The organism is Brevibacterium sp. LS14, assembly GCF_012027885.1.
In the GTDB taxonomy this organism is placed as follows: domain Bacteria; phylum Actinomycetota; class Actinomycetes; order Actinomycetales; family Brevibacteriaceae; genus Brevibacterium; species Brevibacterium casei.
Genome location: NZ_SJXG01000007.1, coordinates 40616 through 53755, shown reverse-complemented (window position 1 = coordinate 53755; position 13140 = coordinate 40616). Strand labels below are relative to the sequence as shown.

Below are 13140 nucleotides of genomic sequence, written 5' to 3'. Positions count from 1 at the left end.
TCACTTCCCGAAATGGCTGAAGCCGCTCGTCGGCACGGGGGCGCCGTCGAGGCTGACTCCGCTGCCGTCCTGCATCTCTCCGATTCTCCGCCAGCCTACCGGGTCACCCTGACTCACCGGTGCCGACGCGACGAAGCCGTGGTCCTCTCCCCCGTCGAGCACCCAGTGCAGGGCGAGCTCGTCGATACCCGCATCTGTCGTCTCCCCGCCGCGGGCGTCGAGGACGTAGCGGGCGGCGGGGCGCAGCGCAGCGATGAGGTCCTCGAGCGCGGCCCGGTCGATGTCCGCGCGGACCCCGGAGGCCTCCGCGATGCGTCCGAGGTCCGTGCTCAGTCCGTCGGAGACGTCGATCATCGCCGAGGCGGCCGGACGGTGGGCGATCGCCGCGTAGTCCGGTTGCGGGGCGAGCTGGGTCCCGATGAGCCCGGCGATGTCGTCCGGCAGCTCGGGGTCGCTGCCGGCCCCGGCGAAGAGGAGGTCGAGTCCGGCCGCCGAGCGCCCGAGGGTGCCGGCGAGCCAGATCTCGTCACCCGGGCGGGCGCCCGCCCGGGTGACGGCCTCCCCGGGGGCGACCGTGCCGAGGGCGGTGATCGCGGTGACGATGAGACCCGACGAGGAGAGATCGCCGCCGATGATCGGCACTTGGGCGCCGAGTGCCCGACCTGCGCGCTCGGCCTCGGCGACGATCCCTGCGAAGAGCGCTTCGAGATCGGTCACGTCCGTGTCATCGGGCACAGCGAGGGAGGCGAGGAGGCCGTGGGGCCGGGCGCCCATCGCGCAGACGTCGGCGAGGTTCTGGGCGGCGGCCTTCGTGCCGAGGCGGGACCAGTCGAGCCAGTCGCGGGTGAAGTCCTCGTTCTCGACGAGCATGTCGGCCGTCGAGACGAGCCGGCCGGTGATCTTCGTCACGGCCGCGTCGTCGCCGGGGCCGACCTCCTCATGGGCCCCTGACCTGCGGTGGGCCAGGAGACGGCGGAGCACTTCGGATTCGCCGAGATCGGACAGTCGGGTCATGTCACCACCCTATCGGGCGATACGCTGGAACCATGCCTGCGAACTCCCGCCGACGCCTAAGCGCCACCTCGCCGCTCGTGCGTGCTGTCGCCGCTGTGACCATCGGCGTGCCCGTGCTCACGACGGTCCTGTCCGGCTGTGCGAAGACGGTCATCGTCGAACCCGCCGAGGATGCGGCGAACCCGAAGTGCGCGGACATTTTGCTCCGCCTGCCCGTCGAAGTGGGCGGCGAGCAGGAGCGCGACACCTCCTCGCAGGGGACGAAGGCGTGGGGCGACCCGAACGTCGCAGTGCTCCGCTGCGGCGTCACCCCTCCGGGTCCGACCACGGACAAGTGCGTGAGCGTGAGCGGGGTCGACTGGGTCTCCAAGGGAGGCGAAGAGGACGACACGTGGGTGTTCACGAGCTACGGCCGCACCCCGGCCGTCGAGGTCCTCGTCAACCGCAAGCTCGGCTCGGGCGCCGACGTCCTTGCCGGCATCTCGCCCGCGCTGCAGGCGTTCCCGCCCGAACGCGAATGCGTCGGTGCCGAGGACGTCGACGCTCCCCCGGAGGGCTAGTCAGCTCCGGCGGGCGTGGTCGGTGAGCGCGATGCCGATGAGTTCGCTGATGAGGCTCGGATAGTCGATCCCGGAGTTCGCCCACATGAACGGGTACGCCGAGGTGGGGGTGAAGCCGGGCAGCGTGTTGATCTCGTTGATGAGCACCTCACCCGAGTCCGTGACGAACGTGTCGACGCGGGCCAGCCCCGTGCAGTCGAAGAGCCGGAACACCGCCGCCGAGAGCTCGCGGATCCGTGCCGTCGTCGCATCGTCGACGTCCGCGGGGCACGTGAGCTTCGCATCGGCGAGGTCGAGGTACTTCGCTTCGAAGTCGTAGAAGTCGTGATCGCCGGAGACCTCGATCTCCCCGGGGTACGAGGTCCGCAGTTCGGCGTCGTCGAGGGATCCGAGCACGGCGCATTCGATCTCCCGGCCGATGACCTGGGGTTCGACGATGACCTTCGTGTCGTGCTCGTAGGCAGCGAGCAGCGCGGCCTCGAGCCCGGCGGGGTCGGCCACCCGGCTCACGCCCATCGACGATCCGGCTCGGGCCGGCTTGACGAAGACGGGGAAGCCGAGGGCTGCCACCCGGGCCTCCGCCTCGGCGCGGTCGGCCTCCCACATCGTCTCGGTGACCAGCTCCCACGGGCACGTGGGGATCTCCGCATGGGCGAGCAGGGACTTCGTGAAGTGCTTGTCCATGCTCGCAGCCGAGGCGAAGACGCCGGAGCCGACGAACGGGGTGTCGCTGAGCTCGAAGAGTCCCTGGAGGGTGCCGTCCTCTCCGTACTGGCCGTGGAGGACGGGGAAGAAGACGTCGACGGTCTCGAGCTCGGAGTAGACGCCGTCGGCGTCACGGTGGATGAGCGGGGCGCCTTCGGCGGAGACGCGCGGGATGATCTCGGTGCCGTCGTCGGTGACCTCGGGCATGTTCTCGGGGTCGAAGCGCATGCTCGCCCAGTCCTCGACGATGCGCCAGACACCGGACTTCGTGATCCCGATCGGCAGGACCCGGTACGCGTCGTCGTCGATGGCGCTGATCACCCCGGCGGCCGTGACGCAGCTGACGGAGTGTTCGCTCGACCGTCCTCCGAAGAGGACTGCGACGAAGGGCCGGTGATCGGTGTCTGACATATGTTTCCTTGCTCGGGGACTCTCATGTGTCCCCGCACGCTCTCACGTGCGGGGACGGGGGCGTGCAGGCTCAGCCGGCCTCATAGGTGCATTCGAGCCAGGCCCGGCCGATGCCCTTGAAGTACATGTTGAAGCCGGCGTAGGCCGGGCTCGCGCTCTCGTCGATGCCCAGCGGCTCGGAGAGTGCGGTGACGATGAAGTAGTACCGGTGCGGGCCGTGGCCCTCCGGAGGGGCGGCGCCGACGAAGCGCGGCTCGCCCGCGTCGTTCTTCAGCGTCACGGCACCGGCGGGCAGGAGGTCGGCCTCGGGGTTGCCGGCGTCGGTGGGCAGTTCGGTCACCGAGGCGTCGAGGTCGGTGACCGTCCAGTGCCAGAACCCGGACCCGGTCGGGGCGTCGGGGTCGTAGCAGGTGACGGCGAAGGCCTTCGTCTCCTCGGGGAAGCCCGACCACGACAGCTGCGGGGACTTGTCCTCACCGCCGGGCACACCCATCGCTCCGGAGGCCTGCGCCGCCGGAAGCGGTGCCCCGTTCTCGATGTCGGTGCTGGTCAGGGTAAAGGTCGGCAGCTCGGGAAGGTTGTAGAACGGTGAGTTGACGCTCATGTCTGCTCCTTGGCTCGTGGGACTCGTGGGACGATTCCGGCTCACGCCGGCGGGCCTTCGTGCTTACGCTTCCGAGACAACAGCAATCCCGCGAGTTCGTCAACCTGCAGGTGACCGGCGAGCACCGCGCTCACCGCCTCGGTGATCGGCAGGTCGACGCCGTAGCGCCTCCCGAGTGCGAGGACCGCGGGTGAGGACTTCACCCCTTCGGCTGTCTGCTCGGTGTGCGCGATCGTCTCCTCGAGGCTCATCCCCTCGCCGAGGTGGCGCCCGAACGTGCGATTGCGCGAGAGCGGGGAGGCGCATGTGGCGACGAGGTCGCCGAGACCGGCGAGACCGGAGAGCGTGTGCGGCTGGGCTCCCATCGCCGCGGCGAGACGGGAGGTCTCGGCGAGGCCGCGGGTGATGATCGAGGCCTTCGAGTTGTCGCCGAGGCGCTGCCCGTCGGCGATGCCGACGGCGAGAGCGATGACGTTCTTCACGGCCCCGCCCATCTCGACGCCGACGACGTCGGTGTTCGTGTACGGCCGGAAGTACGCGTTCGCGCTGATCTCGGCGACCACCTCGGCGGTGGCGGCATCGGAGGAGGCGACGACGGTCGCAGTCGGCTGGCGTTCGGCGATCTCCCGGGCGAGGTTGGGCCCGGAGACGACGGCGATCCGTCCGGGATCGACCTCGGCGACCTCGGCGATGACCTCCGACATCCGCTTGCCCGTCTCGACCTCGATGCCCTTCATCAGGCTGACCAGGCGGACGTCGGGACGCAGGTGCGCCTTCCACCGGCTGAGGTTCTCCCGCAGGGTCTGCGCGGGCACGGCGAGGATGACGACGTCGGCGTCGGTGACGGCGGCGATGTCATCGGTGGTGGCGGTGATCGTCTCCGGCAGCTCACGGTCGCCGAGGTAGCGGGAGTTCGTGTGCGCCGTGTTGATCTCCTCGACGGTCTCCTCCCGGCGTGCCCAGAGCGTGACCGGGAAGCCTGCGTCGGCGATGACGGCGGCATACGTCGTCCCCCACGATCCTGCGCCGAGCACGGCGATCTTGTCTGCGCTCATGAGCCGGCCTCCTCGGTGCGGAACCTCTCGGGCAGCTCACGGCCGGAGAGATCGGCGACCATGCCTGCGATGGTGTTCGTCAGCCTCGTCGTCAGCGTCGCCATCGAGCTCCTCTCCCCCCGGTGCTCCCAGAGGTCGGTGTAGTCCAGCGGTTCGCCGAAGCGGACGACGCTGGTGTGCGTGAGCGGGCGCGGGCGGGGAATGAGCCGACCGCGGGGTTTGACGGTCTCGAGCCCCCAGTGCGCGGCGGGGACGATCGGCGCCCCCGTCTCGAGGGCGAGCCGGGCCGTGCCGGACTTGAAGCGCTCGGGCCAGAAGTGCTCGTCCTTCGTCAGCGTCCCCTCGGGGTAGATGACGACGGTCTCGCCCTTCTGCAGGGCCTCCTTCGCGTATTCGAGGGAGTCCCCCGCCTGCGCCGAGGCGCGCAGCACCGGGATCTGGCCGAGTCCCTTGAGGATGACGCCGAGGGGCCCGGAGAAGAGCGTCGACTTCGCGAGGAAGTGCGGGAGCCGGCCGCTGCGCCACACGGCGAGTCCGACGAGGATCGGGTCGAGGTGGTTGGCGTGGTAAGCGGCGACGATCGTGCCCTGACCCACCGGCAGCGCCTGGGCGTTCTCGATGCGCATCTTCGAGGTCAGGCGGAAGAGCCCGTAGGCCGCCGAGGCGACACCGAAGGCGACCCGGCGCTGCGAGGCGACGTCCTTGGGTTCGAACGAGACGATGTGCTCACCGGGCTGCCTGCTCGCGCCCCTGCCGCCGTTCGCGCCCCTGCCCGTGCCGGCATCCCTGCCGGTGCCGCTCATGCCGAGACCTCCGCACCGAGGCCCTGGAGTTTGTCGAGGAAGTTCTCGTACCCGCGGTTGATGAGCTCGATCCCGTGGACCTCGCTCCGGCCCTGGGCGGCGAGGGCGGCGATGAGATGGCTGAAGCCGCCGCGCAGGTCGGGGACGTCGATGCGGGTGCCCTTGAGCTCGGTCGGTCCGGACACGACGGCCGAATGCGCGTAGTTCCGCCGCCCGAACCGGCACGGGGTGCCGCCGAGGCATTCGCGGTAGAGCTGGATCTTCGCCCCCATCTCGACGAGGGCGTGGGTGAAGCCGAAACGGTTCTCATAGACGGTCTCGTGGATGATCGACAGTCCCTCGGCCTGGGTCATGGCGACGACGAGCGGCTGCTGCCAGTCGGTCATGAAGCCGGGGTGGACGTCGGTCTCGAGGGCGAACGAGGAGAGCCGGCCGCCGGGGTGGCGGAAGCGGATGCCGGTCTCATCGACCTCGAATTCGCCGCCGATCTTGCGGAAGACGTTGAGGAACGTGATCATCTCCGGCTGCGAGGCGCCCTCGACGACGATGTCACCGCCGGTGGCGAGTGCGGCAGAGGCCCACGAGGCGGTCTCGTTGCGGTCGGGCAGTGCCCGGTGGATGTACCCGTGGAGGGAGTCGACCCCTTCGATGCGCACGACTCGGTCGGTGTCGACGGTGATGATCGCGCCCATCTTCTGCAGCAGCGCGATGAGGTCCATGATCTCCGGTTCGATCGCCGCTCCCCGCAGCTCGGTGATGCCCTCGGCGCGCACGGCCGTGAGCAGGACCTGTTCGGTCGCTCCGACCGAGGGGTACGGGAGTTCGACCTTCGTGCCCTGGAGGCGGCGCTTCGTCGAGAGCATGATGCCCCCGGCGGTCTTGTCCACCTCGGCGCCGAACTGCCGGAGCACGTCGAGGTGGAAGTTGATGGGACGGTCGCCGATGTGGCATCCGCCGAGGTCGGGGATGAACGCCTGCCCGAGGCTGTGGAGGAGGGGTCCGCAGAAGAGGATGGGGATCCGGGAGGATCCCGCGTGGGCGTCGATGTCGACGATCGAGCCCTGGGCGACCTCGGAGGGGTCGAGGTGCAGCTCGCCGTCGGGCTGGTCCCCGTCGGGGGCCTGGCTCACCCGCACCCCGTGGAGTTCGAGGAGACCGGTGACGATCTCGACGTCGCGGATCTGCGGGACTCCGCGGAGGACGGACGGGGTCTCTCCGAGCAGGGAGGCGACCATCGCCTTGGGCACCAGGTTCTTCGCGCCCCTGACCCGCACGGTTCCCCCGAGCGGATTTCCGCCGCGGACTTCGAGCATGTTCCTCCCTCTGATCGTCGAACAGCGCACTCGTCGGCACCGCCTCGGGAGGCCGTCCCGAGTCGATTCCGGACTCGTCCAAGACTAGCGCAGACGACGCCCCGACCCGGAGTCGGCGGATCAGACCCGCGCAGGCAGGGTGCGGGGTTTGTGAGCGGGCCGTCCGGCCTCGTACGCCGCGATCTCGTCCTCTTTCGCCAAGGTCAGGCTGATGTCGTCGTGGCCCTCGAGGAGACGCCAACGCGTGTAGTCGTCGATCTGGAAGGACACCGTGAGCGAGTCGCATGTCACGGTCCTCGACTCGAGGTCGACGGTGATCGACGTGCCCGGATGGTTCTCGAGGATCTTCCAGATGAGTTCGATGTCGTCCTGCTCGAGCTGGGCGGCAAGCAGGCCCTCCTTGCCGGAGTTGCCGCGGAAGATGTCGCCGAAGCGGGAGGAGAGGACGACGCGGAACCCAAAGTCCTTGAGCGCCCACACGGCATGCTCGCGGGAGGAGCCGGTGCCGAAGTCGGGGCCCGCGACGAGGACGGAGCCGGACGCGAAGTCGGGGTCGTTGAGGACGAAGTCCTCGGCGGTGCGCCAGCGGGAGAAGAGGGCGTCTTCGAAGCCGGTGCGGGTGACCCGCTTGAGGAACTTCGCGGGGATGATCTGGTCGGTGTCGACGTTCGACCGGCGCAGGGGCACGCCGATGCCGGTGTGGGTGGTGAAGGCTTCCATGGCTGCTCCTTACGCGTTCGCCGAGGTGGGGGTGAGCGGAATCGTCGGGCGCTCCGGGGTCCAGTCGACCGGTTCGGCGTCGCGGGGCAGGTCGGCGACGTCCCCGGGCGAGGACAGGGTGCCGCGGACCGCAGTCGCCGCGGCCACGAGCGGGGAGACGAGGTGCGTGCGCCCGCCCTTGCCCTGCCGGCCCTCGAAGTTGCGGTTCGACGTCGAGGCGCACCGCTCCCCCTCGGCGAGCTGGTCGGGGTTCATCCCCAGGCACATCGAGCAGCCGGCGAAGCGCCATTCGGCACCGAAGTCCTTGAAGATCACGTCGAGGCCCTCGGCTTCGGCCTGGAGGCGGACCTTCGCGGATCCGGGGACGACCATGAAGCGGACGTTCTCGGCCTTCCGCCGGCCCCGGACCACCTCGGCGGCGGCACGGAGATCCTCGATCCGGGAGTTCGTGCACGATCCGAGGAAGACGGTGTCGACTTCGATCTCGCGCAGCGGGGTGCCCGGGGTCAGGCCCATGTAGGCGAGCGCGTTCGCGGCGGCGACCTTGTCGTTCTCATCGGCGAAGTCGTCAGGCGAGGGCACCGCGGCCGACAGAGGCAGGCCCTGGCCGGGGTTCGTCCCCCACGTGACGAAGGGTTCGATGTCGGCGGCCTCGAGGACCACCTCGGCGTCGAAGGTCGCGCCCTCATCGGTGTAGAGGGTCTTCCAGTACTCCACGGCGGCGTCCCAGTCCTCGCCCTCTGGGGCGTGGGGGCGGCCCTTGACGTAGTCGAAGGTCGTCTCGTCGGGGGCGACCATGCCCGCGCGGGCGCCGGCCTCGATGGACATGTTGCAGATCGTCATCCGCGCCTCCATCGACAGGGAGCGGATCGCCGAGCCGCGGTACTCGAGCACGTAGCCCTGTCCGCCGCCGGTGCCGATCTTCGCGATGATCGCGAGGATGATGTCCTTGGCCGTCGAGCCCTCGGGCAGCTGCCCGTCGACGGTGATCGACATCGTCTTGAACGGCTTGAGGCTGAGCGTCTGGGTGGCGAGGACGTGTTCGACCTCGGAGGTGCCGATGCCGAAGGCGAGCGCCCCGAACGCTCCGTGGGTCGAGGTGTGCGAGTCGCCGCAGACGACGGTCGTGCCCGGCTGGGTGAGCCCGAGCTGGGGGCCGACGACGTGGACGATGCCCTGATCGGCGTCGCCGAGGCTGTGGAGCCGGATCCCGAACTCCTCGGCGTTCTTCCGCAGGGTCTCGATCTGCGTGCGCGAGGTCGGTTCGGCGATCGGCTTGTCGATGTCCCACGTGGGCGTGTTGTGGTCCTCGGTGGCGATCGTGAGGTCGGGGCGGCGCACGGGGCGCCCGGCGAGTCGGAGTCCGTCGAAGGCCTGCGGGCTGGTCACCTCATGGACGAGGTGGAGGTCGATGTAGATGAGATCCGGCGCTCCGTCCTCCCCCTCGGAGACGACGTGATCGGCCCAGACCTTCTCGGCCAATGTGCGTGGCATGGTTCCTCCCGCCGGTACGGAGATCCTCCGTACGCGTTGTGCTTCTTCTCGGCGTCCGAGTGCGGTCGCCTGGGGCATCCGATCGGCTCGCCGGATGCTCACCGATGGGTGTGGACAGGAATCTACTCGCCCGTATCGCATTCCGAACTTGCATCTCGCTCAATGAGACGCGCACAATGGTGTCTATGACAAGCAATGGTAGCGGCGTCGGCGTCATCGACAAGGCCGCAATGGTTCTCTCCGCCCTCGAGGCCGGACCTGCGTCTCTGGCCGAGCTCGTCTCGCTCACAGGACTCGCTCGACCGACCGCTCACCGTCTCGCCGTCGCCCTCGAGTTCCACCGCATCGTCGGCCGTGACCTCCAGGGACGCTTCGTCCTCGGTCCGCGGCTGGCCGAGCTCTCGTCTGCCGCCGGCGAGGATCGCCTCCTCGCCGCCGCCGGACCGGTGCTCGGGCAGCTGCGCGACCAGACCGGCGAATCGGCCCAGCTCTTCCGCCGCCAGGGCGATCTGCGCCTGTGCGTGGCCGCTGCCGAACGCCCGGTGGGCCTGCGCGACTCCGTGCCGATCGGGGCGACCCTGAGCATGCGCGCCGGTTCCGCGGCCCAGGTGCTGCTCGCATGGGAGGAGCCCGACCGCCTCCACACCGGCCTGCGCGGCGCCCGGTTCTCCGCGACCATGCTCTCCGGTGTCCGCCGCCGAGGCTGGGCGCAGTCGATCGCCGAGCGCGAGCGCGGCGTCGCCTCCGTCTCCGCCCCCGTGCGGGGTCCGAGCAACCGGGTCGTCGCCGCGGTCTCGATCTCCGGACCCGTCGACCGCCTCACCCGCCAGCCGGGCCGGCTCCACGCGAAGGCCGTCGTCGACGCCGCCCGGGCGCTCACCGAGGCCCTCGTCCGAGGCTGACGATACTCGGGAGCCGCATGACCGACCTCATCGACCTCGCCTATGGGACAAGCACTGCTGTCGTCTCCCCGGTCGGCGCGAGCCTGCGCGACTATACGGTTGCGGGACGACCCGTCGTCGTCGAGACGGGCACCTCCGACGGCGCGGTGCTCGCGCCGTGGCCCAACCGCATCGCCGACGGACGCTACGAGTTCGACGGCACGGTCCACCAGCTTCCGATCACCGAGCCGGCACGGAACACCGCTCTGCACGGGCTGGTCATCGACGTCGAATGGGACGTCGTCGAGGCGACGGAGACTTCGGTGACGCTCACGACGCAGCTCTCCCCTTCACCCGGGTACCCGTTCCGATTCCTTCTCACCGTCCGCTACGACCTCGGCGAGGAGGGACTGCGGGTCCACGCGCGTGCTGAGAACATCGGCACCGAAGCGGCTCCGTTCGGCTTCGGCTTCCACCCGTGGTTTCATCCGGGGGCCGAGTACGTCGACGCCGCGCAGCTGGTCATTCCCGCCGGAACCTGGCTCGTCCCCGATGAGCGCCTCATCCCCGTGGAGTCGCGCCCGTTCGACGACGGTTCGGAGGTCCCTCTCGACCACGATGCGGAGATGTCCGATTGCCTCACGTGCAAGGACTTCCGTGCCCTGCGCAGCGTGGACGGGACGCAACTCGACGATGCGTTCGGTCAGCCGCGCAGCGACGAGGACGGCCGGTCGCGGGCGCGGCTCAGGGGTGCCGACGGTCGGGAGACGGTCATCGACGTCGACTCGGGATTCCGCAACTGGCAGGTCTACACGGGCGATGAGCTCGACGGCGGTATCGCCCGCCGCGCACTCGCGATCGAGCCGATGACCTGTCCACCGAATGCCTTCGCGACCGGAGAAGACGTCGATGTCGTCGAGCCCGGCGGAACACTCGCGATCGAGTGGGGCATCCGGCTGATCTGATCCCGGCGCCTCTCCCGGTCAGCTCCCTTTCGACCTGCTCCGCTTGAATGGAACCTGTGTGTTCGCGTCGATGATCAGCGCGCTGTGACGGACAGCCAGCGGCCCGTGAGGATGCCCTGATAGATTGCGAAGACGCAGGTGGGCGGCGTCACATCGTCCATCGGGCAATCAGCATCGCCGAGAGAGAGGTCGACTATGACGACATCCCCGCAGGACCCGAACCAGGACCCCAACCGCCCCGACACCCCGTCCTCCCGGCCGCAGGGCGATTCGCGGCAGCAGCCGGGCGATTCGCCGTCGTCGCAGGTCGGGCCTGACCGCAGCCACGATCCGGCGGCCGCCTCATCGAACGAATCGGGACTGCCGACCGGCAGTCAGCCGGCGCAGCAGTACGGCAGTCAGCCGCAGGCCGGCAGCCCGTACGACGGCAGCCCCTACGACGGCTACGCACAATCCAGCGGCTACGGCCAGTCGGCCAGCTACGGCCAGTCGGGCGGATACGGAGCACCCGGCCCCTACGGTCAGGCGGGGACGCACGGTCAGCATCAGCACTACGGTCAGGCCGCGCCCTACGGTCACGAGACCGGCTACGGTCAGCCCGGTCAGCCCTCGGAGCCGGGATTCCTCAAGTCGCTCTTCGACTTCCGATTCGAGAACTTCGTCGCCGTGCGCTGGGCCGGGATCATCTACCTGCTCGCCATCATCGTCGCAGGACTGTGGTGGTTGGGAGCGATCCTCTCGGCGATCGCGATCGGAGCCGCGGCGAACACCCCGACGATGTTCAACCCTGAGCCCTCGTTCAATGCGTGGCCGCTCGTCCTCACGATCGTCTTCGGCTGGATCGGGCCGGCCCTATGGGTGATCTTCGTCCGTCTCGTCCTCGAACTCATCGTCGCCAGCGTCAAGACCGCCGAGCACACGAAGCGCATCGCCGACTCATCCGGTCGGTGAGGGCACAGACGCGGGGGCGCCGCTCAGCGACGCCCCCGCGGGCAGAAATAGAGTGAGCCCCGCACCGATGGATCGGTGCGGGGCTCAACCGTACCCCCGAGCAGATTCGAACTGCCGTTACCGCCTTGAGAGGGCGGCGTCCTAGGCCACTAGACGACGGGGGCCGATGAACAGATCCTCAGATCGCTCTGAAGCTGTCCGCTGGGGTACCAGGACTTGAACCTAGACTAAGTGAACCAGAATCACTCGTGCTGCCAATTACACCATACCCCACTGCTATGCGGGACTTCCCTGGAGGAATTCCCCTCAGCAACGAGATATAACTCTACACAGGCCCCTCCCCCGCCGCCAAATCCAAACCGTGTGACCTTCTTAACACCGCCGAGGCGGAGAGGGAGGACCGCCTCCCTCACGCCCTCGCGAGCGTGATGAGTCGGTCGAGGACCCGGTAGCCGTCGGCGCGCAGGCCGTTGTGCTCGTACTCGTTCGTCACCCACGGGCGCACGCCGTCCATGAGCTCGGCCGTGGCCAGAGAGTACTCGGCAGGGACGTAGGCGTCCTCGAAGTACACGGCAGCGGCCCCGCGCACGGTCGAGGCCCGCAGCGCATCGACGTCGTAGAGCTTCGGCCACTCATAGGCGGCGACGACCTCGGCCACCTCGGCGAACGGTGCGAGCTCGGGATCCTCGGCGAAGGACTCAGGGCCGGCATGCTCACCGGCGAGCAGGGTGGGATCGTCACGGACCTCCGCAGGCATCGCCCGCCTCGCCGCCCAGTTCGTCACGGTCCCGTCGGCCCAGCACGATTCGTGGACGACCGCGTACAGCGGGTTGCGTCCCGAGAACGGCAGGGCACCCGCGAGATCATGGCGCAGGCCGGAGGAGCCCGGATCGAGGTCGAGGAGGTAGTGGAGGGCCTCAGGTCCGTCGGAGGCGCCGAGGTGGTGCCCGAGGAGGCGCACCCGCTCGGTCGTCGCCCGTGCCCCGCCCGGCAGTGCGATGCCGCCGTCGGCTCCGGCGAGGTCCATGAGCGCGGCCATCCGGTCGCGATCGCCGGGGAAGTTCCGGTAGTGCTGCTCGGACTTGCGCATCATCTGCGCCCACGTCGCCCGATAGACGTCGACGGGATCGACCCCGATCGCGGGCAGCCCGCCGGTGAAGTAGGCCTCGGTGAGCGACTCCGAGTGCGCGGAGACGTAGCGCAGAGCGGTGAAACCGCCGAAGGACTGCCCGAGCACCGACCAGCGGTCGACGCCGAGTTCACGGCGCAGCGCCTCGGCGTCCTCGACGATCGAGTCCGCCCGGTAGCACGCGAGCACCTCGGCGATGGCCTCGGGATCGTCGCCGGCGATGTCGAGACCGGTGATCCGGCCCTCGACCGAGCCGATCGGACTCGACTTTCCGGTCCCCCGCTGGTCGAGCATGACCACCTGGAAGTCCTCGAGCGCCCGGGCCAGCCACGAGCCCTGTCCCACCGGAGTCGTCGGGCGAGGCGCCTCGAATCCGGGTCCGCCCTGGAGGAAGACGAGGTAGGGCTTGGAGCTCTCGGCCTCATCGGCGACGATCCGGGCGAAGACCTCGATCCTCGCAGAGGCCGCCGAGTCCGCGTCGAGCCGACCGAAATGGTCGAGCGGGACCTCGACGGTCACGTCACGGAGATGAAGG

At 69.3% G+C, this 13140-nt stretch carries 13 protein-coding genes and 2 tRNA genes; 4 read left to right on the top strand and 11 right to left on the bottom strand.

Annotated features, from left to right (window positions below; all coding sequences use genetic code 11):
- Positions 1 to 1014, bottom strand: coding sequence for a thiamine-phosphate kinase (gene thiL / locus EZE58_RS00255; protein WP_137825215.1), 1014 nt, complete (start codon positions 1012 to 1014; stop codon positions 1 to 3).
- 32 nt (positions 1015 to 1046) lie between these two features.
- Here thiL and EZE58_RS00250 point away from each other — a divergent pair, with 32 nt between their 5' ends.
- A complete protein-coding gene (locus EZE58_RS00250) occupies positions 1047 to 1574 on the top strand; it encodes a DUF3515 domain-containing protein (RefSeq protein WP_081590999.1) in 528 nt (175 codons plus the stop codon).
- Here the strand turns inward: EZE58_RS00250 and EZE58_RS00245 are convergent, their stop codons facing one another.
- The 7 genes from EZE58_RS00245 to leuC form a co-directional block, all read right to left on the bottom strand.
- Positions 1575 to 2690 (bottom strand): D-alanine--D-alanine ligase family protein, encoded by a 1116-nt coding sequence (locus tag EZE58_RS00245; RefSeq protein WP_063249052.1) that lies wholly within the window; start codon positions 2688 to 2690, stop codon positions 1575 to 1577.
- Between the two features lie 70 nt (positions 2691 to 2760).
- Positions 2761 to 3294 (bottom strand): YbhB/YbcL family Raf kinase inhibitor-like protein, encoded by a 534-nt coding sequence (locus EZE58_RS00240; RefSeq protein WP_009378233.1) that lies wholly within the window; start codon positions 3292 to 3294, stop codon positions 2761 to 2763.
- Positions 3295 to 3335: 41 nt separating this feature from the next.
- A complete protein-coding gene (locus EZE58_RS00235; protein ID WP_095375943.1) occupies positions 3336 to 4349 on the bottom strand; it encodes an NAD(P)H-dependent glycerol-3-phosphate dehydrogenase in 1014 nt (337 codons plus the stop codon).
- A complete protein-coding gene (locus EZE58_RS00230; protein ID WP_009378228.1) occupies positions 4346 to 5152 on the bottom strand; it encodes a lysophospholipid acyltransferase family protein in 807 nt (268 codons plus the stop codon). Before EZE58_RS00230 ends, EZE58_RS00235 begins: the two co-directional genes overlap by 4 nt.
- A complete protein-coding gene (gene murA, locus EZE58_RS00225; protein ID WP_009378226.1) occupies positions 5149 to 6465 on the bottom strand; it encodes a UDP-N-acetylglucosamine 1-carboxyvinyltransferase in 1317 nt (438 codons plus the stop codon). Before murA ends, EZE58_RS00230 begins: the two co-directional genes overlap by 4 nt.
- 120 nt (positions 6466 to 6585) lie before the next feature.
- Positions 6586 to 7185 (bottom strand): 3-isopropylmalate dehydratase small subunit, encoded by a 600-nt coding sequence (gene leuD, locus EZE58_RS00220; RefSeq protein WP_095375944.1) that lies wholly within the window; start codon positions 7183 to 7185, stop codon positions 6586 to 6588.
- Between the two features lie 9 nt (positions 7186 to 7194).
- Complete coding sequence (leuC, locus tag EZE58_RS00215) at positions 7195 to 8679, bottom strand: 3-isopropylmalate dehydratase large subunit (protein WP_095375945.1); 1485 nt, start codon at positions 8677 to 8679, stop codon at positions 7195 to 7197.
- Between the two features lie 185 nt (positions 8680 to 8864).
- Here leuC and EZE58_RS00210 point away from each other — a divergent pair, with 185 nt between their 5' ends.
- From EZE58_RS00210 to EZE58_RS00200, 3 genes are all read left to right on the top strand, one after another.
- Positions 8865 to 9581, top strand: coding sequence for an IclR family transcriptional regulator (locus tag EZE58_RS00210; RefSeq protein WP_009378215.1), 717 nt, complete (start codon positions 8865 to 8867; stop codon positions 9579 to 9581).
- 17 nt (positions 9582 to 9598) lie between these two features.
- Positions 9599 to 10525, top strand: coding sequence for an aldose 1-epimerase family protein (locus EZE58_RS00205; protein WP_095375946.1), 927 nt, complete (start codon positions 9599 to 9601; stop codon positions 10523 to 10525).
- A gap of 195 nt (positions 10526 to 10720) precedes the next feature.
- Entirely contained in the window at positions 10721 to 11476 is a 756-nt protein-coding gene (locus EZE58_RS00200) for a DUF4282 domain-containing protein (RefSeq protein WP_095375947.1), read from the top strand.
- Positions 11477 to 11567: 91 nt separating this feature from the next.
- Here EZE58_RS00200 and EZE58_RS00195 read toward each other — a convergent pair.
- The 3 genes from EZE58_RS00195 to EZE58_RS00185 all read right to left on the bottom strand — a co-directional run bounded on the left by EZE58_RS00195 (position 11568) and on the right by EZE58_RS00185 (position 13124).
- Positions 11568 to 11640: transfer RNA gene (locus EZE58_RS00195), tRNA-Glu, on the bottom strand.
- Positions 11641 to 11677: 37 nt separating this feature from the next.
- Positions 11678 to 11749, bottom strand: a tRNA-Gln gene (locus tag EZE58_RS00190).
- Positions 11750 to 11885: 136 nt separating this feature from the next.
- Positions 11886 to 13124 (bottom strand): alpha/beta fold hydrolase, encoded by a 1239-nt coding sequence (locus EZE58_RS00185; protein WP_009378208.1) that lies wholly within the window; start codon positions 13122 to 13124, stop codon positions 11886 to 11888.
- Between the last annotated feature and the right edge of the window lie 16 nt (positions 13125 to 13140).

What these genes read in the sequence shown, in the direction of transcription:
- leuD (WP_095375944.1), bottom strand. Translation starts at nt 7,185, where the DNA reads ATGGAAGCCTTCACCACCCACACCGGCATCGGCGTGCCCCTGCGCCGG.
- thiL (WP_137825215.1), bottom strand. Translation starts at nt 1,014, where the DNA reads ATGACCCGACTGTCCGATCTCGGCGAATCCGAAGTGCTCCGCCGTCTC.
- EZE58_RS00205 (WP_095375946.1), top strand. Translation starts at nt 9,599, where the DNA reads ATGACCGACCTCATCGACCTCGCCTATGGGACAAGCACTGCTGTCGTC.
- leuC (WP_095375945.1), bottom strand. Translation starts at nt 8,679, where the DNA reads ATGCCACGCACATTGGCCGAGAAGGTCTGGGCCGATCACGTCGTCTCC.
- EZE58_RS00235 (WP_095375943.1), bottom strand. Translation starts at nt 4,349, where the DNA reads ATGAGCGCAGACAAGATCGCCGTGCTCGGCGCAGGATCGTGGGGGACG.
- EZE58_RS00240 (WP_009378233.1), bottom strand. Translation starts at nt 3,294, where the DNA reads ATGAGCGTCAACTCACCGTTCTACAACCTTCCCGAGCTGCCGACCTTT.
- EZE58_RS00200 (WP_095375947.1), top strand. Translation starts at nt 10,721, where the DNA reads ATGACGACATCCCCGCAGGACCCGAACCAGGACCCCAACCGCCCCGAC.
- EZE58_RS00245 (WP_063249052.1), bottom strand. Translation starts at nt 2,690, where the DNA reads ATGTCAGACACCGATCACCGGCCCTTCGTCGCAGTCCTCTTCGGAGGA.
- murA (WP_009378226.1), bottom strand. Translation starts at nt 6,465, where the DNA reads ATGCTCGAAGTCCGCGGCGGAAATCCGCTCGGGGGAACCGTGCGGGTC.
- EZE58_RS00250 (WP_081590999.1), top strand. Translation starts at nt 1,047, where the DNA reads ATGCCTGCGAACTCCCGCCGACGCCTAAGCGCCACCTCGCCGCTCGTG.
- EZE58_RS00230 (WP_009378228.1), bottom strand. Translation starts at nt 5,152, where the DNA reads ATGAGCGGCACCGGCAGGGATGCCGGCACGGGCAGGGGCGCGAACGGC.
- EZE58_RS00210 (WP_009378215.1), top strand. Translation starts at nt 8,865, where the DNA reads ATGACAAGCAATGGTAGCGGCGTCGGCGTCATCGACAAGGCCGCAATG.